Source organism: Streptomyces lavendulae subsp. lavendulae (genome assembly GCF_002803845.1).
Lineage (GTDB): Bacteria > Actinomycetota > Actinomycetes > Streptomycetales > Streptomycetaceae > Streptomyces > Streptomyces lavendulae.
Map to the genome: position 1 here is coordinate 6,214,345 of NZ_CP024985.1, position 25,072 is coordinate 6,239,416.

A 25,072-nucleotide genomic window follows, 5' to 3' on the forward strand; every position below is an offset into this window, starting at 1 on the left:
CGGCCGGGGCCGGGCCCCCTCCACCGAGGGGGCCCGGCCCCGGCGGCACTTCCGGGGAGCGGGCCGGGCCTGCCTCGGGGTGGTGCCGGGGTGGCCCGCCGGGGTCAGGCGGCGACGCCCAGGGCGTGGTGCTCCGTCGAGGGGTCGGTCAGGGTGCTCAGCAGGGCGTCCGCCACGTCCGCGCGGGCGATGACCTTGCCGCCCGGCACATTGGCGTCGAGGGCGCGGCGGTAGCGGCCCGTGTGCGGCCGGTCCAGCAGGCGCGGCGGCCGGACCACGGTCCACCGCAGGCCGCTCGCGCGCAGGGTGTCCTCCATGACCGCGAGGTCCGCGTACAGGTCGCGCAGGGCCCGCCGCAGCAGCGGGTAGAGCACCGCGCGCAGGAGCAGGCCGTCCCCCGGGGAGTCGGGCCCGAGCGGCGCGGCGCTGACCGCCGACACCCGGGTCACGCCCGCCCGCTCCATCGCCGGGACGAGCGCCCGCAGGGCCGGCCCGGTGACCGGGTGGTCCCGCGCCTGCCGGTTGCCCGCGGCGCCCAGCGCGCAGACCAACGCGTCCCGCCCGGTCACGACCGGGACCAGCGCGTCCTGGTCCGTCAGATCGGCGACCACCGCCACCCGGAGCCGCTCGTGCGGCGGCACGTCCAGCCGGGCCGGGTCGCGGACGACCGCCGTCACCCCGTGGCCCGCCGCGAGGGCCTGGCGGACGACCTCGCGGCCGACGCCGCCCGTGGCTCCGAGCACCGTGAGTTCCATCGTGACCCCCTGGCCGAACCATGGTGGGTGAGCGTTTACTCACCCCCGTCTCCATTAGGGTGAGTGAATGCTCACCCCGAAGTCAAGCCGACCCACCCCCGAGCGGCTCCTGGACGCCGCCGAAACCCTCATGCGCACCATCGGCCTCGCCAACACCACCACCAAGGCGATCGCCCGCGAGGCGGGCTGCTCGGAGGCCGCGCTCTACAAGCACTACGCCAACAAGGAAGAGCTGTTCGTCCGCGTCCTGATGGAGCGCACCCCCAACGCCGGCCCGCTGATGGCCGCGCTCACCGCGGAGCCGGGGGAGCGGCCGGTGGAGGAGTCGCTCACCGACATCGCCCGCCGCGCCGCGCTCTTCTACGCCGACGCCATGCCCCTGGCGGCCTCGCTCTTCGCCGAACCCGTCCTGCTCGGCCGCCACCGCGAGGGCGTCCGGGAGATCGGCGCGGGCCCCCACGTGGTGCTGGACGCCCTGGAGGGGCGGCTGGTCCGGGAACGGGACGCGGGCCGGCTCCGCGACGGCGCCGACCCGCGCGCCGCCGCGTCCCTGCTGCTCGGCGCCTGCTTCCAGCGGGCCTTCTTCCTGCACTTCTCCGGCGCCGAAGTGGTCCAGCCGGTCGAGGAGTTCGCCCCCGCGATCGCCCGCACCCTGTGGGCCGCCATCAGCTGAGGCCCAGCTCCGCCGCGTACGGGGGCTCGGCGCCCGCCCGGGTGCAGGTCAGCGCGGCGGCCCGGGCCGCGAACTCCAGGACGGCCGGCCAGTCCACCGGGCCGGCGGCGCCCGCGAGCCGGTGCAGCAGGGCCGCGTTGACCGTGTCCCCGGCTCCGATGGTGTCGGCGACGGTGACCGGGCGGGCCGCGGCGCCGTACTCCTCGCCCTCCGCCGTCCACACCGTCAGCCCCGCCGCGCCCCGGGTCAGCACCACCGCCGAGGGCCCGGCCGCCAGCCAGTCGCCGACCCGGCCGCCCAGCCAGGCGGCATCCTCCTCCGACAGCTTGAGCACCGAGACGTACGGCAGCCAGCGCAGGAACCGCTCCCGGTAGGCCGCAGGGTCGGCGATCAGCGCCGGGCGGACGTTGGGGTCGAGCAGGGTCAGCAGCCCGCGCCGCGACTCCCGCCGCAGCAGGGTCTCGTACGCGCTCGCGCCCGGCTCCAGCACCAGCGAGCAGGTCCCGAGCGCGAGGGCCCGTACGCCCGGCGGCAGCGACGGCGGCAGGGCGAAGAGCCGGTCGGCGGTCCCCTCGGTGTAGAAGCGGTACGCGGCCGAGCCGTCCGGGGCCAGCGAGGGCACGGCCAGCGTGGTCGGCTCGGGCCCGCGCTGCACGAGCGAGAGGTCCACCCCGGCGGCCCGCAGCCCGGCGAGGATGCCCTCGCCGAAGCCGTCCGCCGACACCCGGGAACAGAAGGCCGCCTCGGCGCCGAGCCGGCCCAGGGCCAGCGCGGTGTTGTACGGCCCGCCGCCGGGCCGGGGCAGCAGCGCACCCGGCGGCTCCGCGACGGGCACCAGGTCGATCAGGGCTTCTCCACCGACGACGATCACGCGGGGGAAGGTATCCCATCGGGCGCCGGTATCGTCGGGTGGGCCCGGCCCCGGGCACCGAACCTCGCGCCAGGAGAACCGCATGTCCGCGTCGCAGTCCGCCGCCCGCCGTACCGTCCTCAAGGGCGCCGCAGCGCTCGCCGGGGCCGTGGGTGCCGGGGCGACGCTCTCGGCCTGCTCCACCGCGACCGACAGCGGGGCGGGCGGCCCGGCCGTGCCCAAGGAGCCGGTCGAGCTGGGTCCCGTGGCCGACGTCCCCGTGGGTGGCTCGAAGCTGTTCCGGGAGCGCAAGGTCGTCGTCAGCTGCCCGGCGGAGGGCCAGTACAAGGCGTTCAGCGCCCAGTGCACGCACGCCGGCTGCGTCCTGGACAAGATCGTCGAGGGCGAGGGCAACTGCCCCTGCCACGGCAGCCGTTTCGACGTGACCACCGGCAAGGTGCTGCGCGGCCCGGCGAGCGACCCGCTCCCCGCCGTCCCGGTCAAGGCGGAGAACGGCAAGCTCATCGCCGGCTGACCCGCCCCCGCCGGGAGCTGCGGGGCGGCTCCGTGTCACCGGGGTGCGCCCGCCGCGCCTAGGCGGAGTTCAGCCGGGAGGCCCACCACGGGGTGCCGGGCGGGGCGGACGGGTCGGGCAGGGTGCGGGCGAGGAAGCGGGCGTCCAGTGGGGCGAGTACGGCGCGCAGCTCGCGGGCGGCGCGGGGCCGGAGCGCCCGGCAGGCGGCCTCCAGGACGGCCCGTACCGGCGCCCCCGGGAAGGGATCGCAGCACGGGCAGATCTCGTCCACGGCGTACATGACCCACGGCCCGGGACCGTGGGCGAGGGCGTGCCAGCGGCGCCAGGCCTCGAAGACGGGGCCGGGCCAGGAGGGCCGGCGTTCGAGCCGGGCGATCTCGGCGGCGGTCCGGCCGGACAGGCCGGGCACCGCCCGCCGCCGGTCCGCCGGACGGGTGTGCGCGGGCGCGTTCCCCGTGACCCGCGCCGGGTTCCTACGCGGCATGTGCCTTTCGGGTGTCGTTCATGCCGCCATGGTGCCCCGGAACCGGCCCCGGGGGCCTCCCGTTTTTCCGGAGACGGCCCGGACGGCCCGGACGGGCTAGTCCCAGTCCCAGGCGATGCCCAGGATCCCGCGCCGGACGGTCTGTTCCACCAGGTGCACGGACCGGTGCCGCCCGCTCGGGGTGAGGTCCGCCAGGCCCGTGCGCGGGGCCTGCGGGCCGGTGCGGGCGAAGCGGCGGCAGCGCACCGGCAGGGCCGCCTCGTCGAAGCGGACCTGGAGCATGTACTGGCCGCCCGCGTAGCTGAAGCCCCGCACGTACTCGGTGCTGCGCGCGCCCGTGCCGTCCTCGATCCCGTAGCCGAAGACGTACGTGTCCCCGCACCGCAGCCGGGTGTCGAACAGCAGCTCGGCGACCACCACCCCGGCTTCCGGGTGGTGGCGCACCCGGCCCGTGCGGCAGTTCTCGTACGCCGTCACCCTCATCCGGGCCGAGTCGCAGCCGGGGTCCCCGTGGTGGACGGCCAGGTAGCGGTCGACGCCGTCGCGGTGGGCCCGGACGATCTGCTGCGACTCCCGGTCGCACAGCTCGCCGGCCGGGCCGATGCGGACCCGCTCGTGGTGGCCGACCGAGTGCAGCCCGCCGTCGGCCGGGAGCTCCATCGCGTCCAGCAGCTGCTCCACCGCCGCGCCGACGCTCACCAGGGCCCGGTACGAGCGGGCCGCCGGGCGCCCGCCGGCCCCGCCGGCGCGGCCGGTACCGGTGAGCAGGCGCAGGAGGGCGCCGTCGGGCAGTTCCAGGATCTGCTCCAGGGCGGCGACGGCCCGCAGCGACTCGGGGTGGCGCGGGCGGCGGGCGCCCTGCTGCCAGTAACTGAGGCTGGTGACACCGACCTTGATGCCGCGCGCCGCGAGCCGGTGCTGCACCCGGTGCAGGGGCAGGCCGCGGACGGCGAGGGCGGTGCGCAGGGCGAGGTGGAAGGGGCCCTCGCGCAGCAGGCGGCGGAGTTCGGCCATGACGGCCGTGTCCGCCGCGCCGGTACCGCCGGCCGTGCCGCCGCCCGTACCGCCCGTACCGCCCGTCGTCCATCTCCGGTCGCCGGTCGGTCGCATGGCGACTCCTTCGTGAACGTTCACACGCGCCGGCGTGGGGACCGGGCGGGGCCGGGCCGGTGGTTCCGGGGGAGCTGGTGGAACGACAGCAACCGTTCACACCACAGCCCCACCGTTCACACTGCGATGTCACCGCGTATTGAAGCCTGTTGACCTGATCGCGACAACTCCCCGATGCTCCTCAGCAGCGTCCGGACGCGCTCCTCCATCCCCCCCACTTCCCACCTCGGGTCCCCACCTCGGGAGGAACGCGATGCGCACCGACAGTACCGGGCGGCTCACCCCGGCCGCCCTGCTCGCCGCCCTGCTCCTCGTCCTGTTGCCCCTCGGCGCCGGTACCGCCACCGCCGCCGGCGCGCGCAGTGCCCCGGCGGCCGCCACCGCCACCGCCACCGCCACCGCCCCGGACACCCCCGGCGCGGCCCTCGCGTACAAGCGCCTGGACATCACGATGCAGGCCCAGCAGAAGACCAACTGGTGCTGGGCCGCGAGCGGCAACACCGTCGCCACCTGGTTCGGCCGCAGCTACAGCCAGAACCAGTTCTGCAACGCCGCCTTCAACCGCCAGCAGGGCACCGAGTGCCCCAACAACCAGGCCACCCTCGGCAACGTCCAGACCGCCCTGCGCTGGGCCGGCATCAACTCCGGCAGCTACGTGACCGGCTGGCTCCAGTACTCCACCGTCCAGACCGAGATCAACAACGACCGCCCGGTCGAGACCCGCATCCAGTGGTCGAACGGCGGCGGCCACATGCACGTCATCTACGGCTACGACACCGCCGGCAGCTGGGTCTACTGGGGCGACCCCTGGCCCTCCAGCGACCGCTACAACTGGGCCTCGCACGCCTGGTACGTGGACAACGGCACCTTCTCCTGGACCCACTCCCTCTACCGGATCGGGGCGTGACCGCCATGACCGTGCGCCCCGCCGCCGCGGCCGCCCTCGCGGCCGCCGCCACCGCCGCCCTCCTCGCCCTGGCCGGGCCGGCGGCGGCGGCCCCCGTACCGCAGCCGCAGACCGCCACCGCCGAGACCCTGGCGGCCGCCCACGAGGCTGCCGTCGCCCCCGACACCCTGGCCACCCTCTCCCGGTTCTTCGCCCGCGAGGGCAGGGTGTCGGTGGCCGCCGCGAAGCCCCGCATCGAGGGCGGGGCGATCCCGGTCAGCTACCTCAACCCGGACTTCGTCGCGGGCCGGGCCGGTGCGCCGGTCGCCCGGCTGGAGTTCCTCGCCAGCCGGGCCGTCTCCTCCGACGGACAGCCGGCCGCCCTGTGGACGGCCAAGACCGGGACGGGCTGGCAGGTGGTGAACATCGCCACCGGCGACGACGAATTCCGCTACGCCCGGCTCGGCGCCGGGAAACTCCCCGGCGGCGCCGTGTTCCGCGAGCCGCAGACCGACGCCTGGTACGTGGCCGGGGGCGAGCGGGTGCTCCCGCTCGACGAGGACGCCGTACGGGCCGTGGGCGAGCGGGGCACGACGCTCGCCGCCTACCGGGCCCGGGTGACGAAGGCGTACGGGGACAAGCTGCCCGGCTCCGCGTACGCGCGGCAGGGCATGGCGGGCGGCTTCGAGGAGGCCGCACCGGACACCGGCGCCACCCCGCCGGCGCTGCTGGCCGGGGCCGCCGGGGTGCTGGCGCCGGTCGCGGCCGCGACGGCCCTCCTGCTGCGCCGACGCCGCCGCACCGCCGGGGCCTGACCCCGCCCCCCGCGGGGCCCGGCCACCGCCAGGGGCCGGGCCCCGCGGGCCCTCCCCGCCCCTCCCCGGGGCGGGGACGGGCAGGGGCGCCGTACGGTTCGTTGTCGGCCCGCGCCAGTAGGGTGGGCGGCATGGCCGACCCTTCCAGCTACCGTCCCGAGCCCGGGCAGATCCCCGACTCCCCGGGGGTCTACAGATTCCGCGACGAGCACCGCCGGGTGATCTACGTCGGGAAGGCCAAGAGCCTGCGCCAGCGCCTGGCCAGCTACTTCCAGGACATCGCGAACCTGCACCCCCGTACCGCCACCATGGTCACCACGGCCGCCTCCGTCGAGTGGACGGTGGTCTCCACCGAGGTCGAGGCGCTCCAGCTCGAATACTCCTGGATCAAGGAGTTCGACCCGCGGTTCAACGTCAAGTACCGGGACGACAAGAGCTACCCCTCCCTCGCCGTCACCATGAACGAGCAGTACCCCCGCGTACAGGTCATGCGCGGCCCCAAGAAGAAGGGCGTGCGCTACTTCGGCCCGTACGGGCACGCCTGGGCGATCCGCGAGACCGTCGACCTGATGCTCCGCGTCTTCCCGGTCCGCACCTGCTCCGCAGGCGTCTTCAAGCGCTCCGCCCAGATCGGCCGGCCCTGCCTGCTGGGCTACATCGGCAAGTGCTCCGCCCCCTGCGTCGGCCGGGTCACCCCCGAGGAACACCGGGAACTGGCCGAGGACTTCTGCGACTTCATGGCCGGCCGCACCGGCACCTACCTCACCCGCCTCGAACAGCAGATGCACGAGGCCGCCGAGGAGATGGAGTACGAGAAGGCCGCCCGGCTGCGCGACGACATCGGGGCCCTGCGCCGGGCCATGGAGAAGAACGCCGTCGTCCTCGCCGACGCCACCGACGCCGACCTGATCGCGGTCGCCGAGGACGAGCTCGAAGCCGCCGTGCAGATCTTCCACGTCCGCGGCGGCCGGGTCCGCGGCCAGCGCGGCTGGGTCACCGACAAGGTCGAGGCCGTGGACACCGCGGGGCTCGTCGAGCACGCCCTGCAGCAGCTGTACGGGGAGGAGAAGGGCGAGGCCGTCCCCAAGGAGGTGCTGGTCCCGGTGCTCCCGGAGGACACCGGGGCCCTCGGCCAGTGGCTGGCCGGGCGGCGCGGCTCGAACGTCAGCCTGCGCGTCCCGCAGCGCGGGGACAAGAAGGCCCTCATGGAGACCGTCCACCGCAACGCGCAGCAGTCCCTCGCCCTGCACAAGACCAAGCGCGCCAGCGACCTCACCACCCGCTCCCGCGCCCTGGAGGAGATCGCCGAGGCCCTGGAGCTGGACGGCGCCCCGCTGCGCATCGAGTGCTTCGACATCTCCCACCTCCAGGGCGACGACGTGGTGGCCTCGATGGTCGTGTTCGAGGACGGTCTCGCCCGCAAGAGCGAGTACCGGCGCTTCCAGATCAAGTCCTTCGAAGGACAGGACGACGTCCGCTCCATGCACGAGGTGGTCTCCCGGCGCTTCCGCCGCTACCTCCAGGAGAAGCTGAAGACGGGGGAGTGGTCCCCCGAGGACGGCGAGGACCCGGTCACCGAGGACGACGGGCGGCCCCGCCGCTTCGCGTACCCGCCCCAGCTGGTCGTCGTCGACGGCGGGCAGCCCCAGGTGGCGGCCGCCAAGCGGGCCCTGGAGGAGCTCGGCATCGACGACGTGGCGGTGTGCGGCCTGGCCAAGCGGCTGGAGGAGGTCTGGCTGCCCGGCGAGGACGACCCCGTCGTGCTGCCCCGCACCAGCGAGGGCCTCTACCTGCTCCAGCGGGTCCGTGACGAAGCCCACCGCTTCGCCATCCAGTACCAGCGCAACAAGCGCGGCAAGCGCCTGAAATCGGGCCCCCTGGACGAGGTGCCGGGCCTCGGCGAGAGCCGCAAGCAGGCCCTGGTCAAGCACTTCGGTTCGGTGAAGAAGCTGAGACAGGCGACAATCGACCAGATCTGCGAGGTCCCGGGCATAGGCCGCAAGACGGCCGAGACCGTGGCCGCGGCCCTCGCCCAGGCTCCCCCGGCCGGTCCTGCCGTCAACACGGCGACAGGAGAGATCATGGAGGACGAGACACCCGCACCCGCGGGAGCAGCGTCCGAACGGGGGACCGAGCTATGACCGAGCACGAGACCACGCACGACCGAGACGGAGCACAGGTGAGTACGGGCACGACAGTGGAGCCCGGCGACAACGCCGAGGCGGCCATCCCCGAACTGGTGATCATCTCCGGGATGTCCGGGGCCGGCCGCAGCACCGCGGCCAAGTGTCTGGAGGACCTCGGCTGGTTCGTCGTCGACAACCTTCCGCCCGCGCTGATCCCCACCATGGTGGAGCTCGGCGCCCGCTCCCAGGGCAACGTGGCGCGGATCGCCGTCGTCGTCGACGTCCGCGGCCGCCAGTTCTTCGACGCCCTGCGCGAGTCCCTCTCCGACCTGGAGGCCCGCGGGGTCACCCGGCGCATCGTCTTCCTGGAGTCCTCCGACGACGCGCTGGTGCGCCGCTTCGAGTCGGTCCGCCGGCCGCACCCCCTCCAGGGCGACGGCCGCATCGTCGACGGCATCGCCGCCGAGCGCGACCTGCTGCGCGAGCTGCGCGGGGACGCCGACCTGGTCATCGACACCTCCAGCCTGAACGTGCACGAGCTGCGCGCGAAGATGGACGCCCAGTTCGCGGGCGACGAGGAGCCCGAGCTGCGGGCCACCGTCATGTCCTTCGGCTACAAGTACGGCCTCCCCGTCGACGCCGACCTCGTCGTCGACTGCCGCTTCATCCCCAACCCGCACTGGGTCCCGGAGCTGCGCCCCTTCACCGGGCTCAACGAGGAGGTCTCGGGCTACGTCTTCAGCCAGCCCGGGGCCAAGGAGTTCCTCGACCGCTACACCGAGCTGCTCCAGCTCATCGCCACCGGCTACCGCCGCGAGGGCAAGCGGTACGTGACCATCGCGGTCGGCTGCACCGGCGGCAAGCACCGCAGCGTGGCCATGTCCGAGAAGCTCGCCGCCCGCCTCGCCTCCGAGGGAGTCGAGACCGTCGTAGTCCACCGGGACATGGGGCGCGAGTGACCGGACGGACCCTGCGCCTGCGCCGCCTGCGCCGCCTCGCCCCGGGACGGGGCGAGGACGGCGCGGCGGCGCGCCCCGGCCGCCGCGGCGCGGCCGCGGCCAAGGTCGCCGCGCCCAAGGTCGTCGCCCTCGGCGGCGGCATGGGCCTGTCGGCCTCCCTCGCGGCCCTGCGCCGGATCACCGGTGACGGCGAGCTCACGGCCGTGGTCACCGTCGCCGACGACGGCGGCTCCAGCGGCCGGCTCCGGGAGGAGCTGGGCGTGCTGCCCCCGGGCGACCTGCGCAAGGCGCTGGCCGCGCTGTGCGGGGACGACGACTGGGGCCAGACCTGGGCGCGCGTGATCCAGCACCGGTTCCAGTCGGCCGGCGACCTGCACGAGCACGCGGTCGGCAACCTGCTGATCGTCGCCCTGTGGGAGCAGCTCGGCGACCCGGTCCAGGCGCTCGACCTGGTCGGGAAGCTGCTGGGCGCGCAGGGCCGGGTGCTGCCGATGTCGGCGGTGCCGCTGGAACTCCAGGCGCTGGTCAAGGGTCACGACCCGGCCCGCCCGGACGACGTGGACACCGTACGGGGACAGGCCACCGTGGCCCTCACCCCCGGCGAGGTGCTGTCCGTCCAGGTGGTGCCCCGCGACCCGCCGGCCGTGCCGGAGGCCGTCGCCGCCGTGCTCGACGCCGACTGGGTGGTGCTCGGGCCGGGGTCCTGGTTCTCCTCGGTCATCCCGCACCTGCTGGTGCCGGAACTGCTCGACGCGCTGATGGCGACGAAGGCCCGGCGGGTCCTCTCGCTGAACCTCGCGCCGCAGCCCGGCGAAACAGAGGGCTTCTCTCCGCAGCGTCATTTGGAGGTTTTGGCCCGACACGCCCCTAAACTCGCCCTGGACGTGGTGCTGGCCGACGAGGCCGCCGTGCCCGACCGCGAGTCCCTCGCCGATGCCGCGAAACGGTTCGGTGCCGCGGTCGAGCTGGCCCCCGTGGCCAGGCAGGACGGCTCTCCGAAGCACGATCCGGAGCTGCTGGCCGCCGCGTACGACCGTATTTTTCGGATGCATGGAAGGATCGGCCCATGGCGATGACGCCCGCGGTGAAGGATGAGATCTCCCGCCTCCCCGTCACCCGGACCTGCTGCAGGAAGGCGGAGGTCTCGGCGATCCTTCGGTTCGCCGGCGGGCTGCACCTGGTGAGCGGCCGCATCGTCATCGAGGCCGAGCTGGACACGGGCATCGCCGCCCGCAGGCTCCGCAAGGACATCCTGGAGATCTTCGGCCACTCCTCCGACCTGGTGGTGATGGCCCCGGGCGGACTGCGCCGGGGCAGCCGCTTCGTCGTCAGGGTCGTCGCGGGCGGGGACCAGCTGGCGCGCCAGACGGGCCTCGTGGACGGCCGCGGCCGCCCGATCCGGGGTCTTCCCCCGCAGGTGGTCTCCGGGGCCACCTGCGACGCGGAGGCGGCCTGGCGCGGTGCCTTCCTGGCCCACGGCTCCCTCACCGAGCCGGGCCGGTCCTCCTCCCTGGAGGTCACCTGCCCCGGCCCCGAGGCAGCCCTGGCCCTGGTGGGTGCCGCCCGCAGGCTCTCCATCGCCGCCAAGGCGCGCGAGGTGCGCGGGGTGGACCGGGTCGTCGTCCGCGACGGCGACGCGATCGGCGCCCTGCTGACCCGGCTCGGCGCCCACGAGTCGGTGCTCGCCTGGGAGGAGCGGCGGATGCGGCGCGAGGTGCGCGCCACCGCCAACCGCCTCGCCAACTTCGACGACGCCAACCTGCGCCGCTCGGCGCGGGCCGCGGTGGCCGCCGGAGCCCGGGTGCAGCGCGCGCTGGAGATCCTCGGCGAGGAGGTCCCCGAGCACCTCGCCGCGGCCGGCCGGCTGCGCATGGAGCACAAGCAGGCCTCCCTGGAGGAGCTGGGCGCGCTCGCCGACCCGCCGCTGACCAAGGACGCCGTCGCCGGCCGGATCCGCCGCCTGCTCGCCATGGCCGACAAGCGGGCGCAGGACCTGGGCATCCCGGGCACCGAGTCCAACCTGGACCTCAGCGAGGAGCTGGCCGACAACATGGCCGGCTGACCCGTACGTCCGCACGTGGTCCGCAGGGGTCCGCACGATCACTCGTGCGGGCCCCTTCTCGGTACGCCCCATTGACATGAGCACGGGCCGGTCGTGAGCCTGGCGTCCGCACGCTTTCGTGGCAGACGACGCCCAGGGGGGCACATGAGGCAACGCGCGAGATCGATCCTCGCCGCAAGCGCACTCGTCTTCGGAACCACACTCGCCGCGCTACCCGTGGCGGCCCAGGCCCAGCCCGCGTCCGCCGCCGCATCCGGCGCCGACGAGGTGCGGGTCTACGACGCCGACATCAGCAAGGAACAGGTCCCGCTCGTCCTGGCCGCGGGCCAGGACGCCCACGAGCTCGCCGAACGCGCCCCGCAGACCGGGACCGCCAAGGTCGAGCTCTTCCTCACGGGGGACCAGGCCAAGGGCCTCGCCGCCCAGGGCGTCAAGCTCGCCGAGCGCAAGGTCTCCGCCCAGGGGCTGGCCCGCACCAAGGCCGCCGGGGACGGCGTCTTCCGTCCGTACAGCGGCAAGGGCGGCCTCCAGGAGGAGATCCTGCGGACCGCGCAGCAGAACCCCGGGCTCACCAAGGTCGTCTCCATCGGCAAGACCGTCCAGGGCAAGGACATCCTCGCGCTCAAGGTCAGCAAGGACGCGAAGAAGGGCAAGGACGGGGACAAGCCGTCCGTGCTCTACATGTCCAACCAGCACGCCCGTGAGTGGATCACCCCCGAGATGACCCGGCGTCTGATGCACCACACCCTGGACAACTACGGCAAGGACCCGCGGATCACCAAGCTCGTGGACTCCACCGAGCTGTGGTTCCTGCTCTCCGCCAACCCCGACGGCTACGACTACACCTTCACCGCCGACAGCGCCCGGCTGTGGCGCAAGAACCTCCACGACAACAACGGCGACGGCAAGATCACCGCCGTGGACGGCGTCGACCTCAACCGGAACTTCGCCTACAAGTGGGGCTACGACAACGAGGGTTCCTCCCCGAGCCTCTCCAGCGAGACCTACCGCGGCCCGAGCGCCTCCTCCGAGCCCGAGACCAGGGCCCTGGACGCCTTCGAGAAGCGCATCGGCTTCCGGTACGCGATCAACTACCACTCGGCCTCCGAGCTGCTGCTCTACGGAGTGGGCTGGCAGGTCGCCACCCCGACCCCCGACGACGTCGCCTACAAGGCGCTCGCCGGCACCCCCGAGAAGCCCGCCGTCCCCGGCTACTACCCGCAGCTCTCCTCCGAGCTGTACACGACCAACGGCGAGGCGGACGGCCACGCGGCCAACGCCAACGGCGTCATGATGTTCACGCCGGAGATGACCACCTGCCAGACGGCCTCGGCGATCGACCCGAACGACCGGTGGAAGCCCGAGGACTGCGCCTCCGGCTTCAACTTCCCGGACGACGAGAAGCTCATCCAGCAGGAGTTCGCCAAGAACGTCCCCTTCGCGCTGTCCGTGGGCGAGAGCGCCGCGCACCCGGACCAGCCCTCCTCCTCCGTGGGCCTGAGCGCCGCCGACTTCACCCCGGACGCCTTCACCACCTCCTACGTGGCGCGCGGCGAGGACCAGACGGTCGCGGTCACCGCCCGCAAGGCACTGAAGGACAAGCAGCTCAAGTTCCGGATCAACGGCGGCCGCACGCACGACGACGGACTCAAGGCCTGGAAGGGCGGTGACGTCTACGGCGGCGAGGACAACAACTGGTTCGACGAGTACCGGGCCAAGGTGGACGGTGCCAAGCCCGGCGACAAGGTCGAGGTGTGGTTCACCGGCCGCGACCGCGCCGACAAGCAGGTCTCCAGCGAGCACTTCACGTACACCGTGGCCGAGCGGCCCCGCGCGGACGTCCTGGTGATCGCGGAGGAGGGCGCCAAGGCCACGCAGGCCCAGACCTACGTGGACGCGCTGCGCGCCAACGGGAAGTCGGCCGCCGTCTGGGACGTGGCCACCCAGGGCGTCCCCCATCACCTCGGGGTGCTCTCGCACTTCTCCACCGCCGTCCACTACACCGGCGCCAAGGCGCCCGGCGGCGAGACGCAGCTGGCCGTGCGCGACTTCCTCAACGAGGGCGGCAAGCTGATCGAGGCCGGTGAACTGGCGGGCGGCCGCGCCCAGGTCGGCCGCGCCCTGACGGACGACTTCAGCCAGTACTACCTCGGCGCCTACGGGCGGGCGGGCGTCAGCGGCCCCACCGGCTTCACCGGCGCGGGCTCCCTCGCCGGAGCCAAGGGTTCCCTCGCCGGCGCGGCGGGCAACCCGCTCGACGCCCCCGGCGCCTACACCGTCACCTCCGACAGCCTCCCGGCGGCGCAGTTCCCGCAGTTCAAGAGCGCGCAGGCGGGCCAGTACGCCGGGGTCGTGAACCCGTACGCCCCCTACGCGGGCACCGGGATGGCCGCGGCCACCCACGAGGACGACGACTGGAAGCGCCTCACGCGGACCGTCGACCTCACCAAGGTCACCGCCGCCGACCGGCCGCAGCTGAAGATGGCCCTCAACTGGAACACCGAGGAGGGCTACGACCACGCCGTCCTGGAGGCCCGTACCGCCGGGGGCGAGGACTGGACCACACTCCCGGACTCGGGCGGGCTGAGCTCCACCACAGTCCCGGCGGAGTGCGAGGCCGGATTCTTCGTCAACGACCACCCCTTCCTGCGCCACTACCTCACGCTGGACGCCGGCGGTTGCTCACCGAGCGGCACCAGCGGGGCGTGGAACAGCTTCACCGGATCCTCGGGCGGCTGGAAGCAGGTCTCCTTCGACCTGAGCGCCTACGCGGGCAAGACCGTGGAGGTCTCGCTCTCCTACGTCACCGACCCCGGTTCGGGCGGCCGCGGCGTCTTCGCGGACGAGGCCCGCGTCTCCGTGGGCGGGGCCGACCAGGCCGTCGAGGGCTTCGAGAGCTCGCTCGGCGCGTGGACCGCACAGGGCGCACCTGCCGGAAGTCCCGATGTTCCGGGCGATTGGTCCAGGTCGGGCGAACTGTTCAAGTCCTACGCAGCGGTCACTACGCGTAACACGATGCTCCTCGGCTTCGGCCTGGAACACCTGCCGGCCGCGGCGGACCGTGCCGTACTCCTGGGCAAGGCACTTCGCTCGCTGAACCACTGACCTGCGGTCCCACCCCCGATCACCCTGCGTGACGGGGTCCGAGGTCCCCGAGGTCCCGTGCCAGGGCGTCTGGTACAGGGCCTCGGGGCGTGTCCGGCTCCCGTCGATGTCACTCCCAAGCTCACGGAGAGGTAGGGTCGTAAGCGGTCGGGGACATCCCATACAGCTCGCCGGCGGACAGGCCGGCGTACCAACGAGGAGATCGGTTCGTGACGATCCGCGTAGGCATCAATGGTTTTGGCCGCATTGGCCGCAACTACTTCCGGGCGCTCCTGGAGCAGGGAGCGGACATCGAGATCGTCGGTGTCAACGACCTGACTGACAACGCCACCCTGGTGCACCTGCTCAAGTACGACACCATCCTGGGCCGCCTCAAGGCCGAGGTCTCCCACACCGCCGACACCATCACGGTGGGCGGCAACACCTTCAAGACCTTCGCCGAGCGCGACCCCGCGAACCTGCCCTGGGGCGAGCTGGGTGCCGACATCGTCATCGAGTCGACCGGCATCTTCACGAAGAAGGCCGACGCCTCCAAGCACCTCGCCGCCGGCGCGAAGAAGGTCCTCATCTCGGCTCCGGCCAAGGACGAGGACATCACCATCGTGATGGGCGTCAACCAGGACAAGTACGACGCGGCCAACCACCACGTCATCTCCAACGCCTCCTGCACCACCAACTGCGTGGCGCCGATGGCCAAGGTCCTCCTGGAGAACTTCGGCATCGTCAAGGGCATGATGACCACGGTCCACGCCTACACGAACGACCAGCGCATCCTGGACTTCCCGCACTCGGACCTGCGCCGCGCCCGTGCCGCCGCCGAGAACATCATCCCGACCACCACCGGTGCCGCCAAGGCCACCGCCCTGGTCATCCCGGAGCTGGCGGGCAAGCTCGACGGCATCGCGATGCGCGTCCCGGTCCCCACCGGTTCCGTGACCGACCTGGTCATCGAGCTGGAGCGCGAGGTGACCAAGGACGAGGTCAACACCGCCTTCCAGAAGGCCGCCGAGGGCCAGCTGAAGGGCATCCTGGACTACACCGAGGACGCGATCGTCTCCTCCGACATCGTGAACTGGCCGGCCTCCTGCACCTTCGACTCCTCCCTGACCATGGTCCAGGGCAAGAGCGTCAAGGTCATCGGCTGGTACGACAACGAGTGGGGCTACTCCAACCGACTCGTCGACCTCACCGTCTTCGTCGGCGGTCAGCTCTAAAACGTAGGGCAAGGCACCACCATGTCAGCACAGGGTCCGCTCGGCGCGATGAAGCGCCGTTCGGGCCCTGTGGCTTGCCTGGCCCTCCCGTCCTCGCCCTCCGGGTGAAGGTCTCCTAAGGAGTAGGAAACACATGAAGACGATCGACGAACTGCTCGCCGAGGGCGTGACCGGCAAGCGGGTCTTCGTCCGCGCCGACCTCAACGTGCCGCTGGCGAACGGTGAGATCACGGACGACGGCCGCATCCGGGCCGTCCAGCCGACGATCGCGAAGCTCGCCGAGGCCGGCGCCCGCGTGATCGTGGCCTCGCACCTGGGCCGCCCCAAGGGCGCCCCGGACCCGGCCTTCTCGCTGGCCCCGGCCGCCAAGCGGCTCGGTGAACTGCTGGGCACGGACGTCGCGTTCGCCACGGACACGGTCGGCGCCTCCGCCAAGGAGACCGTCGCCGCCCTCGCCGACGGCAAGGTCGCGGTCATCGAGAACCTGCGCTTCAACGCCGGCGAGACCGCCAAGGACGACGCCGAGCGCGGCGCCTTCGCGGACCGGCTCGCCGAGCTCGCCGACGTCTACGTCGGCGACGGCTTCGGCGCCGTCCACCGCAAGCACGCCTCGGTCTTCGACCTGCCCGCGCGCCTGCCGCACGCCGCCGGCTACCTGATCGCCACCGAGGTCGGCGTGCTGAAGAAGCTCACCGACGAGGTCAAGCGCCCCTACGTGGTCGTCCTCGGCGGCGCCAAGGTCTCCGACAAGCTGGCCGTCATCGACCAGCTGCTCGGCAAGGCCGACCGCATCCTCATCGGCGGCGGCATGGCGTACACCTTCCTCTACGCCAAGGGCCACGAGGTCGGCATCTCCCTGCTCCAGAAGGACCAGGTGGACGTCGTCAAGGAGTACATGGAGCGCGCCGCGAAGAGCGGTGTCGAGCTGGTCCTGCCGGTCGACGTCCTCGTCTCCGCGGACTTCCCCGACCTGAAGACCAAGGCCCCGGCCGACTTCGAGACCGTCGACGCGGACAAGATCCCCGCCGACAAGGAGGGCCTCGACATCGGCCCCAAGACGCGTGAGCTCTACGCGTCGAAGATCGCCGACGCCGAGACCGTGTTCTGGAACGGTCCCGTGGGCGTCTTCGAGCACCCCGACTACGCCGGAGGCACCCGCGCCGTCGCGCAGGCCCTCGTCGACAGCGACGCGTTCACCGTGGTCGGCGGTGGCGACTCCGCCGCGGCCGTGCGCACGCTCGGCTTCGACGAGAACGCTTTCGGTCACATTTCCACCGGTGGTGGCGCCAGCCTCGAATACCTCGAAGGCAAGACGCTCCCCGGCCTCGCCGCCCTGGAGGGCTGAACCCCTATGACTGCTGCTGCCAACGGCCGCACCCCGCTGATGGCGGGCAACTGGAAGATGAACCTCAACCACCTTGAGGCCATCGCCCACACCCAGAAGATCGCCTTCTCCCTGGCGGACAAGGACTACGACGCCGTCGACGTGGCGGTGCTCCCGCCCTTCGTCGACCTGCGCTCGGTCCAGACGCTGGTCGACGCCGACAAGCTGAAGATCAAGTACGGCGCCCAGGACATCTCGGCGCACGACTCCGGCGCCTACACCGGCGAGATCTCCGGCCCGATGCTCTCCAAGCTCGGCTGCACCTTCGTGGCCGTCGGCCACAGCGAGCGCCGCCAGTACCACGGCGAGAGCGACGAGGTCTGCAACGCCAAGGTCAAGGCCGCCTACAGGCACGGGATCACCCCGATCCTGTGCGTCGGCGAGGGCCTGGACGTCCGCAAGGCCGGCGGCCAGGTCGCGCACACGCTGGCCCAGGTCGACGGCGGCCTCAAGGACGTCCCGGCCGAGCAGGCCGAGTCCATCGTGATCGCGTACGAGCCCGTCTGGGCCATCGGGACCGGCGAGGTCGCCACCCCCGAGGACGCCCAGGAGGTCTGCGGTGCGATCCGCGGCCGCCTCGCCGAGCTGTACTCCCAGGAGCTGGCCGACAAGGTCCGCATCCAGTACGGCGGCTCCGTGAAGTCCGGCAACATCGCCGCGATCATGGCGCAGCCCGACGTCGACGGCGCCCTGATCGGCGGCGCGGCGCTGGACGTGGACGAGTTCGTCAAGATCGTCCGCTTCCGCGACCAGTGAAGCGACCGGTGAGTATGCGGTAGGGCGGATCCGTCGTACCCTTGCGGGGGCCAGGGGGCTGCGATCGGCAGCCGCTGGCCCCCGCGGGCGTCGCAGGCCCGGTAAAACCTGAAAGCCCAGAATGCCCAGAAAGTAGGAATCAGCCGTGATTATGGGGTTCTCGATCGCCCTGGTCGTCTTCAGCGCCCTGCTGATGCTGCTCGTGCTGATGCACAAGGGCAAGGGCGGCGGTCTGTCCGACATGTTCGGCGGCGGCATGCAGTCCTCGGTCGGCGGTTCCTCCGTGGCAGAGCGCAACCTCGACCGCATCACCGTCGTGATCGGGCTCCTGTGGTTCGCCTGCATCGTGGCGCTCGGCCTGCTCACGAAGTCGAGCAGCTGACCGTTCTGGTCATTGTGCCGGTCCCGTCGGCTCCGCCCCGCCTATCATGAGGTCCTGCGTCCACGGCTGGAGCGAGTAACTCCGGTTGCTGGACGCGCGTTGGGCCTTCCGTAGACTGGGGCGCCCGCAGCGGACATCCCCTCTCGCTCCGCGGCACCATCACGCAGGGAGTTACGACCGTGGCAAGTGGCAACGCGATTCGTGGAAGTCGGGTCGGAGCCGGGCCGATGGGCGAGGCCGAGCGCGGTGAATCCGCGCCCCGCCTGCGCATCTCCTTCTGGTGCTCGAACGGGCACGAGACGCAGCCGAGCTTCGCCAGCGACGCGACCGTGCCGGACACCTGGGACTGCCCGCGCTGCGGGTTCCCGGCCGGCCAGGACCGGGACAACCCGCCCGCGCCGCCGCGCACCGAGCCGTACAAGACGCACCTCGCGTACGTACGGGAACGCCGCACCGACGCCGACGGCGAGGCCATCCTCGCCGAGGCCCTCGCCAAGCTCCGCGGCGAGATCTGAGGACCGGCGACACCGGCACCACCCTTGAGAGTGACTCGGGGCCCGGCCCGTGGGAGAGCGAATCCCGCGGGCCGGGCCCCTTTTTGTCCGTTGTCCCCCCTCGGATCCCTTAGGTTTGGAGGCGGCGGGGCACAACAGGACGGAAGAAGTGGGTTGATGTCCGAGATGAACGCAGACAGCCGTACGAGGCTCGACCGGACGCCGCAGTGGAACGCGCTCGGCAAGCACCGTGAAGAGCTGGGGCAGACGCATCTGCGGGAGCTGTTCGAGGCGGACCCGGAGCGCGGCACCAAGTACACCCTGGCGGCCGGGGACCTGCACATCGACTACGCGAAGCACCTCGTCACCGACGAGACCCTCGCGCTGCTGCACGAACTGGCCGCGGCGACCGGCGTCGCCGCACTGCGTGACGCCATGTTCCGCGGCGAGAAGATCAACATCACCGAGGACCGGGCGGTCCTGCACACCGCGCTGCGCGCCCCGGAGAACGTCGTCGTGAAGGTCGACGGCGAGGACGTCGTCCCGGAGGTGCACGCGGTCCTGCGCAAGATGGCCGCCTTCTCCGACCGGGTCCGGTCGGGGGAGTGGACGGGCCACACCGGAAAGCGCATCAGGAACGTCGTCAACATCGGCATCGGCGGCTCCGACCTCGGCCCGGCGATGGCGTACGAGGCCCTGCGGGCCTTCAGCGACCGCGGCCTGACGGTCCGTTTCGTCTCCAACGTCGACGGTGCGGACCTGCACGAGGCCGTGCGCGACCTGGACGCGGCCGAGACGCTCTTCATCATCGCCTCGAAGACCTTCACCACCATCGAGACCATCACCAACGCCACCTCGGCGCGGAACTGGCTGCTCACCCAGCTGGGGGCCGGTGAAGAGGCCGTCGCCCGGCACTTCGTGGCGCTGTCGACCAACGAGGAGAAGGTCGCCGGGTTCGGCATCGACACGGCCAACATGTTCGGCTTCTGGGACTGGGTCGGCGGCCGTTACTCCTTCGACTCGGCCATCGGGCTCTCCCTGATGATCGCCATCGGCCCGGACCGCTTCCGGCAGCTGCTGGACGGCTTCCACCTGATGGACGAGCACTTCCGCACGGCCCCGCCGGAGGAGAACGCGCCCCTGCTGATGGGGCTGTTGGGGATCTGGTACGGCAACTTCCACGATGCGCAGTCCCACGCGGTCCTGCCGTACAGCCACTACCTGTCCCGGTTCACGGCCTACCTCCAGCAGCTCGACATGGAGTCCAACGGCAAGTCGGTCGACCGCAACGGCGATCCGGTCGACTGGCAGACCGGCCCGGTCGTGTGGGGCACCCCCGGCACCAACGGGCAGCACGCGTACTACCAGTTGATCCACCAGGGCACGAAGCTGATCCCGGCCGACTTCATCGGCTTCGCCCGCCCGGTGGACGACCTCCTCCCCGGCCTCGTGGCCCAGCACGACCTGCTGATGGCCAACTTCTTCGCCCAGACGCAGGCCCTGGCCTTCGGCAAGACGCCGCAGGAGGTGCGCGCGGAGGGCGTCGCCGAGGAGCTCGTCCCGCACAAGACCTTCCGGGGCAACCACCCGACGACCACGATCCTCGCCCCTGAGCTGACCCCGTCGGTGCTGGGGCAGCTCATCGCCCTCTACGAGCACAAGGTGTTCGTCCAGGGGGCCGTGTGGAACATCGACTCCTTCGACCAGTGGGGCGTCGAGCTCGGCAAGGTCCTCGCCAAGCGGCTGGAGCCCGCCCTGGTGGAGGGGGCCGACGTGGCGGGTCTCGACCCCTCGACGCGGGCGCTCGTGGCCCGTTACCGGGAACTGCGCGGCCGCTGAGCCCTCCCGGCGTGAACGTGGAAGCGCCCCGCACCGACCGGTGCGGGGCGCTTCCACGTGCTCAGGACGTCGGGGAGTACAGCCCGCTCGGCAGCTTGGCCGCCGCCGCCCGGTCCAGCAGCCACAGGGTGCGGCTGCGGCCGTACGCCTCCGCGGCGGGGGCCTGGACCCCACCCGCACCACCGAGGGCGACCGCCACCGCGCCGGCCTTGTCCTCGCCGGCCGCCAGCAGCCACACCTCGCGGGCCGCGCGGATCGCCGGGAGGGTCAGGGAGACCCGGGTGGGCGGGGGCTTCGGGGCGCCGTGCACACCGACGACGGTGCGCTCGGTCTCACGGGCCGCCGGGTGCTCCGGGAACAGCGAGGCCACGTGCGTGTCCGGGCCGACGCCCAGCATCAGCACGTCGAAGGTGGGGACCGGACCGTGGTCCTCCGGCCCGGAGGCCCGCTCCAGCTCCGCCGCGTAGGCGGCCGCGGCGGCGTCCACGTCCGCCCCGTACGGGCCGTCGGAGGCGGGCATCACGTGCACCCGCGCGGGGTCCACCGGGACGGAGTCCAGGAGGGCCTCACGGGCCTGTACGTGGTTGCGCTCGGGGTCGTCGGCGGGGACGTAGCGCTCGTCGCCCCACCAGAGGTCGATGCGGGACCAGTCGACCGCGTCCCGGGCGGGCGCTACGGCGAGGGCCGCGAGCAGGCCGTTGCCGTTGCGGCCGCCGGTCAGGACCACGGAGGCGCTGCCACGGGCGGCCTGCGCGTCCACGATCTTCGTGATGAGCCGGGCCGCCGTGGCCTGGGCCATCAGCTCCTTGTCCCGGTGGACGACGACCTGGGGAGTCGTCATACCCATGTGCTGCCGCCTTCTTGGTAGTTCGGGTCGTGCGGTGGTCCCCGGTCCGGGGCGGAGCGCCGGGAAAGGACGAAGGGCGGGGCGGGGGACCGCTCCGCCCTTCGTCCGTCCGCTACTTGGCCGGGGTCTTCTTCGCCGCCGGCTTGGCGGCGGGCTTGGCCGGAGCCTTGGCCTCGGCCGTAGCCTCGGGCTCTGCCTCCGCCTTGGCCGGAGACGCGGCGGACGCCTCCAGGCGGGCCACGCCGAACTTCAGCGAGGCCTCGTAGGTGTTGTCCGGGTCCAGCCGGCGCAGCTCCTCCGCCAGCAGTTCGGCCGTGTCCCGGCGCTTGAGCGCCACCGCACGGTCGGGCTGCCCCGGCATGCACAGCGTCGCCAGCCCGCCGTCCGCCCGGTTCAGGACGATCGAGCCGTCCTTGGTCTCCAGCCGTACGGCGGTCAGCCCCGGCCCGCCGGACAGGGCGCGGTGGACCGGCACCCCGAGACGGTCCGCCAGCCACATGGCCAGCAGCTCGCAGCTCGGGTTCTCGTCCTCGCCCTCGACGGTCGCCGAGGTGACCGACAGGCTCTGCTGGTCCAGCGCGGCGGCCAGCATGGAACGCCAGGGGGTGATGCGGGTCCAGGACAGGTCGGTGTCACCCGGCGCGTACGCCGCCGCCCGCTCGCCGAGCGTGGCGACGGGCTTCTCGGAGGAGTACGTGTCCGTGATCCGGCGCTGTCCCAGCGCGCCCAGCGGGTCGCCCGCCAGGTCCGCGGGAGCGCCCTCCGGCCACCAGACGACCACAGGGGCGTCGGGCAGCAGGAGCGGGAGCACCACCGACTGGGCGTGGTCGACCAGTTCGCCGTGCAGGCGGAGCACGACCGTCTCCCCGCTGCCCGCGTCCGCCCCGACGCGGAGCTCCGCGTCGAGGCGGGCGTCACGGCGGCTGCGCGGGGAACGGCTGACCCGCTTGACCACGACGACGATCCGCGAGGGGTGTTCGTGTGACGCGTCGTTCGCCGACTTGAGAGCGTCGTACGCGTTCTCCTCGTCGGTCACGATCACCAGCGTGAGGACCATGCCGATGGCCGGCGTGCCGATGTCCCGGCGCGCCTGCACCAACGCGGCGTTGATCTTGCTGGAGGTGGTCTCCGTGAGGTCGATCTTCATGGCCGGCGCCAGCTCCGTCCGTCTCGTGCGAGCATCTCGTCCGCCTCGACCGGCCCCCAGGTGCCCGCCGGGTACTGCGCGGGCTTGCCGTGCTTGTCCCAGTACTCCTCGATCGGGTCGAGGATGTTCCAGGACAGCTCGACTTCCTGGTGACGCGGGAAGAGGTTCGCGTCGCCGAGGAGGACGTCGAGGATGAGCCGCTCGTACGCCTCGGGGCTGGACTCGGTGAAGGACTCGCCGTAGGCGAAGTCCATCGTGACGTCCCGGACCTCCATGGAGGTGCCCGGCACCTTGGAGCCGAAGCGGACGGTCACGCCCTCGTCCGGCTGGACCCGGATGACCAGGGCGTTCTGCCCCAGCTCCTCGGTCGCGCCCGACTCGAACGGCAGGTACGGCGCCCGCTTGAAGACCACCGCGATCTCGGTCACCCGGCGGCCCAGGCGCTTGCCCGTCCGCAGGTAGAACGGGACGCCCGCCCAGCGGCGGTTGTTGATCTCCAGGCGGATGGCCGCGTAGGTGTCGGTCTTCGACTTGGGGTCGATACCGTCCTCTTCGAGGTACCCGACGACCTTCTCGCCACCCTGCCAGGCCGCCGAGTACTGACCGCGCACGGTGTGCTTGCCCAGGTCCTCGGGCAGCTCCACGGCGGTCAGCACCTTGAGCTTCTCGGCCACCAGCGCCTTGGGGTGGAAGGAGCCCGGCTCCTCCATCGCGGTCAGCGCCAGCAGCTGGAGCAGGTGGTTCTGGATGACGTCGCGCGCGGCGCCGATGCCGTCGTAGTAGCCGGCCCGGCCGCCGATGCCGATGTCCTCCGCCATGGTGATCTGCACGTGGTCGACGTACGACCGGTTCCAGATCGGCTCGAACATGGTGTTGGCGAAGCGGAGCGCCAGGATGTTCTGGACGGTCTCCTTGCCGAGGTAGTGGTCGATCCGGAAGACCTCGTCACGGGGGAAGACCTCGTGGACGACCTTGTTGAGCTCTTCCGCGCTCTTGAGGTCGTGGCCGAAGGGCTTCTCGATGACGGCGCGCCGCCAGGAGCCTTCCTTCTGCGCCAGACCGTGGTCCTTGAGCTGCTGGACCACCTTGGGGAAGAACTTCGGGGGCACGGAGAGGTAGAAGGCGAAGTTGCCGCCCGTCCCCTGCGCCTTGTCGAGTTCCTCGATGGTGGCCTTCAGGGTCTCGAAGGCCGCGTCGTCGTCGAAATCGCCCTGGACGAACCGGCAGCCCTGCACCAGCTGCTGCCAGACCTCTTCGCGGAAGGGGGTGCGGGAGTGCTGCTGGACAGCGTCGTGCACCTCCTTGGCGAAGTCCTCGTCCTGCCACTCGCGGCGGGCGAAGCCGATCAGGGAGAAGCCCGGCGGCAGCAGGCCGCGGTTCGCCAGGTCGTAGACGGCGGGCATGAGCTTCTTGCGCGACAGGTCACCCGTAACGCCGAAAATGACCAGGCCGGACGGCCCCGCGATGCGCGGGAGCCGCCGGTCCTGTGCGTCACGAAGCGGGTTCGCTCCGTTCACCGACAAAATACTCAGTCCTCCGCGGGGGCGAGGCGCTTGAGTTCCGCCTCGGTCGACTTCAGCAGGTCGTTCCAGGACGCCTCGAACTTCTCGACGCCTTCGTCTTCGAGCAGCTGCACCACATCGTCGTACGAGATGCCCAGCTTCGCGACCGCGTCGAGCTCGGCGCGCGCCTGCTCGTACGTGCCGCGGATGGTGTCGCCGGAGACCTCGCCGTGGTCGGCGGTGGCCTCCAGGGTGGCCTCGGGCATGGTGTTGACGGTGCCGGGGGCGACCAGGTCCACCACATACAGGGTGTCCTTGTACGCCGGGTCCTTGACGCCGGTCGAGGCCCACAGCGGGCGCTGCTTGTTGGCGTGCGCCCGGTCCAGGGCCGCCCAGCGCTCGGAGGAGAAGACCTCTTCGTAGGCCTCGTAGGCCAGACGGGCGTTGGCGAGGGCCGCCTTGCCCTTCAGGGCCTTCGCCTCGTCGGTCCCGATGCCGTCGAGGCGCTTGTCGATCTCGCTGTCCACGCGGGACACGAAGAAGGAGGCGACCGAGTGGATCTCGGAGAGGTCCAGGCCGGCGGCCTTCGCCTTCTCCAGGCCCGCCAGGTACGCGTCCATGACCTCGCGGTAGCGCTCCAGCGAGAAGATCAGCGTGACGTTGACGCTGATCCCCTTGCCGATGACCTCGGTGATCGCCGGCAGGCCGGCCTTCGTCGCCGGGATCTTGATCAGAGTGTTGGGACGGTCCACCAGCCAGGCGAGCTGCTTGGCCTCGGCGATGGTCGCCGTGGTCTCGTGCGCCAGGCGCGGGTCGACCTCGATCGACACGCGGCCGTCCTGGCCCTCGGTCGCGTCGAACACCGGGCGCAGGATGTCGGCGGCGTCGCGGACGTCCGCCGTGGTGATCATCCGGATCGCCTCGTCGACGGTGACCTTGCGGGCGGCGAGGTCGGTGAGCTGCTGCTCGTAACCGTCACCGCTGCTGATCGCCTTCTGGAAGATCGACGGGTTGGTGGTGACACCGACCACGTGGCTCTGGTCGATGAGCTCGGCGAGGTTGCCGGACGTGATGCGCTTGCGGGACAGGTCGTCCAGCCAGATCGCCACGCCCTCGTCGGAGAGGCGCTTGAGTGCGTCTGTCATGG

Annotated in this window: 23 protein-coding genes; 15 read left to right on the top strand and 8 right to left on the bottom strand. The window is 72.1% G+C overall.

Going from position 1 to position 25,072, the window contains the following annotated elements; all coding sequences use genetic code 11:
* Positions 1 to 104: 104 nt before the first annotated feature.
* Positions 105 to 755, bottom strand: coding sequence for an NAD(P)-dependent oxidoreductase (locus tag SLAV_RS27720; RefSeq protein ID WP_030237228.1), 651 nt, complete (start codon positions 753 to 755; stop codon positions 105 to 107).
* Between the two features lie 67 nt (positions 756 to 822).
* Here SLAV_RS27720 and SLAV_RS27725 point away from each other — a divergent pair, with 67 nt between their 5' ends.
* On the top strand, positions 823 to 1,428 hold the full coding sequence (locus SLAV_RS27725) for a TetR/AcrR family transcriptional regulator (RefSeq protein WP_030237225.1): 606 nt from the start codon (positions 823 to 825) through the stop codon (positions 1,426 to 1,428).
* Here SLAV_RS27725 and SLAV_RS27730 read toward each other — a convergent pair.
* On the bottom strand, positions 1,421 to 2,299 hold the full coding sequence (locus SLAV_RS27730; protein WP_030237222.1) for a carbohydrate kinase family protein: 879 nt from the start codon (positions 2,297 to 2,299) through the stop codon (positions 1,421 to 1,423). The two genes, SLAV_RS27725 and SLAV_RS27730, sit on opposite strands and share 8 nt — an antisense overlap.
* 82 nt (positions 2,300 to 2,381) lie before the next feature.
* On the opposite strand from SLAV_RS27730, the gene SLAV_RS27735 reads away from it, so the two are divergent.
* Positions 2,382 to 2,813: a Rieske (2Fe-2S) protein gene (locus tag SLAV_RS27735; protein ID WP_030237220.1), complete on the top strand. Its 432-nt coding sequence runs from the start codon at positions 2,382 to 2,384 to the stop codon at positions 2,811 to 2,813.
* Positions 2,814 to 2,871: 58 nt separating this feature from the next.
* Here the strand turns inward: SLAV_RS27735 and SLAV_RS27740 are convergent, their stop codons facing one another.
* Together SLAV_RS27740 and SLAV_RS27745 are read right to left on the bottom strand one after the other, a co-directional pair.
* On the bottom strand, positions 2,872 to 3,297 hold the full coding sequence (locus SLAV_RS27740; protein ID WP_051841291.1) for a hypothetical protein: 426 nt from the start codon (positions 3,295 to 3,297) through the stop codon (positions 2,872 to 2,874).
* A 96-nt stretch (positions 3,298 to 3,393) separates the two neighbouring features.
* Positions 3,394 to 4,311 carry a hypothetical protein gene (locus SLAV_RS27745; RefSeq protein ID WP_030237215.1) on the bottom strand — a complete coding sequence of 306 codons (918 nt, stop codon included), beginning with the start codon at positions 4,309 to 4,311 and terminating at the stop codon, positions 3,394 to 3,396.
* Between the two features lie 349 nt (positions 4,312 to 4,660).
* On the opposite strand from SLAV_RS27745, the gene SLAV_RS27750 reads away from it, so the two are divergent.
* The 13 genes from SLAV_RS27750 (at position 4,661) to pgi (ending at position 20,429) form a co-directional block, all read left to right on the top strand.
* Complete coding sequence (locus SLAV_RS27750) at positions 4,661 to 5,314, top strand: papain-like cysteine protease family protein (RefSeq protein WP_030237213.1); 654 nt, start codon at positions 4,661 to 4,663, stop codon at positions 5,312 to 5,314.
* Positions 5,315 to 5,319: 5 nt separating this feature from the next.
* Positions 5,320 to 6,108, top strand: coding sequence for a hypothetical protein (locus SLAV_RS27755; protein WP_030237210.1), 789 nt, complete (start codon positions 5,320 to 5,322; stop codon positions 6,106 to 6,108).
* A 131-nt stretch (positions 6,109 to 6,239) separates the two neighbouring features.
* Positions 6,240 to 8,249 carry an excinuclease ABC subunit UvrC gene (gene uvrC, locus SLAV_RS27760; RefSeq protein WP_030237207.1) on the top strand — a complete coding sequence of 670 codons (2,010 nt, stop codon included), beginning with the start codon at positions 6,240 to 6,242 and terminating at the stop codon, positions 8,247 to 8,249.
* A complete protein-coding gene (gene rapZ, locus SLAV_RS27765) occupies positions 8,246 to 9,193 on the top strand; it encodes an RNase adapter RapZ (RefSeq protein WP_030237204.1) in 948 nt (315 codons plus the stop codon). Before uvrC ends, rapZ begins: the two co-directional genes overlap by 4 nt.
* A complete protein-coding gene (locus SLAV_RS27770) occupies positions 9,190 to 10,269 on the top strand; it encodes a gluconeogenesis factor YvcK family protein (RefSeq protein WP_030237201.1) in 1,080 nt (359 codons plus the stop codon). Before rapZ ends, SLAV_RS27770 begins: the two co-directional genes overlap by 4 nt.
* Positions 10,260 to 11,255, top strand: coding sequence for a DNA-binding protein WhiA (gene whiA / locus SLAV_RS27775; RefSeq protein ID WP_030237199.1), 996 nt, complete (start codon positions 10,260 to 10,262; stop codon positions 11,253 to 11,255). Before SLAV_RS27770 ends, whiA begins: the two co-directional genes overlap by 10 nt.
* Before the next feature lie 144 nt (positions 11,256 to 11,399).
* Complete coding sequence (locus tag SLAV_RS27780) at positions 11,400 to 14,360, top strand: M14 family metallopeptidase (RefSeq protein ID WP_030237194.1); 2,961 nt, start codon at positions 11,400 to 11,402, stop codon at positions 14,358 to 14,360.
* A gap of 209 nt (positions 14,361 to 14,569) precedes the next feature.
* Positions 14,570 to 15,574, top strand: coding sequence for a type I glyceraldehyde-3-phosphate dehydrogenase (gene gap, locus SLAV_RS27785; protein ID WP_030237192.1), 1,005 nt, complete (start codon positions 14,570 to 14,572; stop codon positions 15,572 to 15,574).
* 133 nt (positions 15,575 to 15,707) lie between these two features.
* The gene (locus tag SLAV_RS27790) at positions 15,708 to 16,919 is read left to right on the top strand and encodes a phosphoglycerate kinase (RefSeq protein ID WP_030237189.1); all 1,212 of its coding nucleotides are present in this window, start codon (positions 15,708 to 15,710) and stop codon (positions 16,917 to 16,919) included.
* Positions 16,920 to 16,925: 6 nt separating this feature from the next.
* Complete coding sequence (gene tpiA / locus SLAV_RS27795) at positions 16,926 to 17,714, top strand: triose-phosphate isomerase (protein WP_030237186.1); 789 nt, start codon at positions 16,926 to 16,928, stop codon at positions 17,712 to 17,714.
* Between the two features lie 151 nt (positions 17,715 to 17,865).
* Positions 17,866 to 18,096 (top strand): preprotein translocase subunit SecG, encoded by a 231-nt coding sequence (gene secG, locus SLAV_RS27800; protein ID WP_030237183.1) that lies wholly within the window; start codon positions 17,866 to 17,868, stop codon positions 18,094 to 18,096.
* 179 nt (positions 18,097 to 18,275) lie between these two features.
* The gene (locus tag SLAV_RS27805; protein ID WP_078950560.1) at positions 18,276 to 18,611 is read left to right on the top strand and encodes an RNA polymerase-binding protein RbpA; all 336 of its coding nucleotides are present in this window, start codon (positions 18,276 to 18,278) and stop codon (positions 18,609 to 18,611) included.
* 165 nt (positions 18,612 to 18,776) lie between these two features.
* Positions 18,777 to 20,429 carry a glucose-6-phosphate isomerase gene (gene pgi, locus SLAV_RS27810; protein ID WP_030237178.1) on the top strand — a complete coding sequence of 551 codons (1,653 nt, stop codon included), beginning with the start codon at positions 18,777 to 18,779 and terminating at the stop codon, positions 20,427 to 20,429.
* 61 nt (positions 20,430 to 20,490) lie between these two features.
* Here pgi and pgl read toward each other — a convergent pair whose 3' ends face one another.
* From pgl to tal, 4 genes are all read right to left on the bottom strand, one after another.
* A complete protein-coding gene (gene pgl, locus SLAV_RS27815) occupies positions 20,491 to 21,270 on the bottom strand; it encodes a 6-phosphogluconolactonase (protein WP_030237175.1) in 780 nt (259 codons plus the stop codon).
* 118 nt (positions 21,271 to 21,388) lie between these two features.
* Positions 21,389 to 22,423 carry a glucose-6-phosphate dehydrogenase assembly protein OpcA gene (gene opcA / locus SLAV_RS27820; RefSeq protein ID WP_030237173.1) on the bottom strand — a complete coding sequence of 345 codons (1,035 nt, stop codon included), beginning with the start codon at positions 22,421 to 22,423 and terminating at the stop codon, positions 21,389 to 21,391.
* Entirely contained in the window at positions 22,420 to 23,949 is a 1,530-nt protein-coding gene (zwf, locus tag SLAV_RS27825) for a glucose-6-phosphate dehydrogenase (protein ID WP_030237170.1), read from the bottom strand. The genes opcA and zwf overlap by 4 nt, the downstream gene beginning before the upstream one ends.
* A gap of 2 nt (positions 23,950 to 23,951) precedes the next feature.
* Positions 23,952 to 25,070: a transaldolase gene (tal, locus tag SLAV_RS27830; protein ID WP_030237166.1), complete on the bottom strand. Its 1,119-nt coding sequence runs from the start codon at positions 25,068 to 25,070 to the stop codon at positions 23,952 to 23,954.
* Between the last annotated feature and the right edge of the window lie 2 nt (positions 25,071 to 25,072).

What these genes read in the sequence shown, in the direction of transcription:
- secG (WP_030237183.1), top strand. Translation starts at nt 17,866, where the DNA reads ATGGGGTTCTCGATCGCCCTGGTCGTCTTCAGCGCCCTGCTGATGCTG.
- rapZ (WP_030237204.1), top strand. Translation starts at nt 8,246, where the DNA reads ATGACCGAGCACGAGACCACGCACGACCGAGACGGAGCACAGGTGAGT.
- SLAV_RS27740 (WP_051841291.1), bottom strand. Translation starts at nt 3,297, where the DNA reads ATGCCGCGTAGGAACCCGGCGCGGGTCACGGGGAACGCGCCCGCGCAC.
- pgl (WP_030237175.1), bottom strand. Translation starts at nt 21,270, where the DNA reads ATGACGACTCCCCAGGTCGTCGTCCACCGGGACAAGGAGCTGATGGCC.
- SLAV_RS27725 (WP_030237225.1), top strand. Translation starts at nt 823, where the DNA reads ATGCTCACCCCGAAGTCAAGCCGACCCACCCCCGAGCGGCTCCTGGAC.
- opcA (WP_030237173.1), bottom strand. Translation starts at nt 22,423, where the DNA reads ATGAAGATCGACCTCACGGAGACCACCTCCAGCAAGATCAACGCCGCG.
- SLAV_RS27790 (WP_030237189.1), top strand. Translation starts at nt 15,708, where the DNA reads ATGAAGACGATCGACGAACTGCTCGCCGAGGGCGTGACCGGCAAGCGG.
- tpiA (WP_030237186.1), top strand. Translation starts at nt 16,926, where the DNA reads ATGACTGCTGCTGCCAACGGCCGCACCCCGCTGATGGCGGGCAACTGG.
- tal (WP_030237166.1), bottom strand. Translation starts at nt 25,070, where the DNA reads ATGACAGACGCACTCAAGCGCCTCTCCGACGAGGGCGTGGCGATCTGG.
- SLAV_RS27745 (WP_030237215.1), bottom strand. Translation starts at nt 4,311, where the DNA reads ATGGCCGAACTCCGCCGCCTGCTGCGCGAGGGCCCCTTCCACCTCGCC.
- SLAV_RS27780 (WP_030237194.1), top strand. Translation starts at nt 11,400, where the DNA reads ATGAGGCAACGCGCGAGATCGATCCTCGCCGCAAGCGCACTCGTCTTC.
- whiA (WP_030237199.1), top strand. Translation starts at nt 10,260, where the DNA reads ATGGCGATGACGCCCGCGGTGAAGGATGAGATCTCCCGCCTCCCCGTC.
- pgi (WP_030237178.1), top strand. Translation starts at nt 18,777, where the DNA reads ATGAACGCAGACAGCCGTACGAGGCTCGACCGGACGCCGCAGTGGAAC.
- SLAV_RS27755 (WP_030237210.1), top strand. Translation starts at nt 5,320, where the DNA reads ATGACCGTGCGCCCCGCCGCCGCGGCCGCCCTCGCGGCCGCCGCCACC.
- SLAV_RS27720 (WP_030237228.1), bottom strand. Translation starts at nt 755, where the DNA reads ATGGAACTCACGGTGCTCGGAGCCACGGGCGGCGTCGGCCGCGAGGTC.
- SLAV_RS27735 (WP_030237220.1), top strand. Translation starts at nt 2,382, where the DNA reads ATGTCCGCGTCGCAGTCCGCCGCCCGCCGTACCGTCCTCAAGGGCGCC.
- SLAV_RS27750 (WP_030237213.1), top strand. Translation starts at nt 4,661, where the DNA reads ATGCGCACCGACAGTACCGGGCGGCTCACCCCGGCCGCCCTGCTCGCC.
- uvrC (WP_030237207.1), top strand. Translation starts at nt 6,240, where the DNA reads ATGGCCGACCCTTCCAGCTACCGTCCCGAGCCCGGGCAGATCCCCGAC.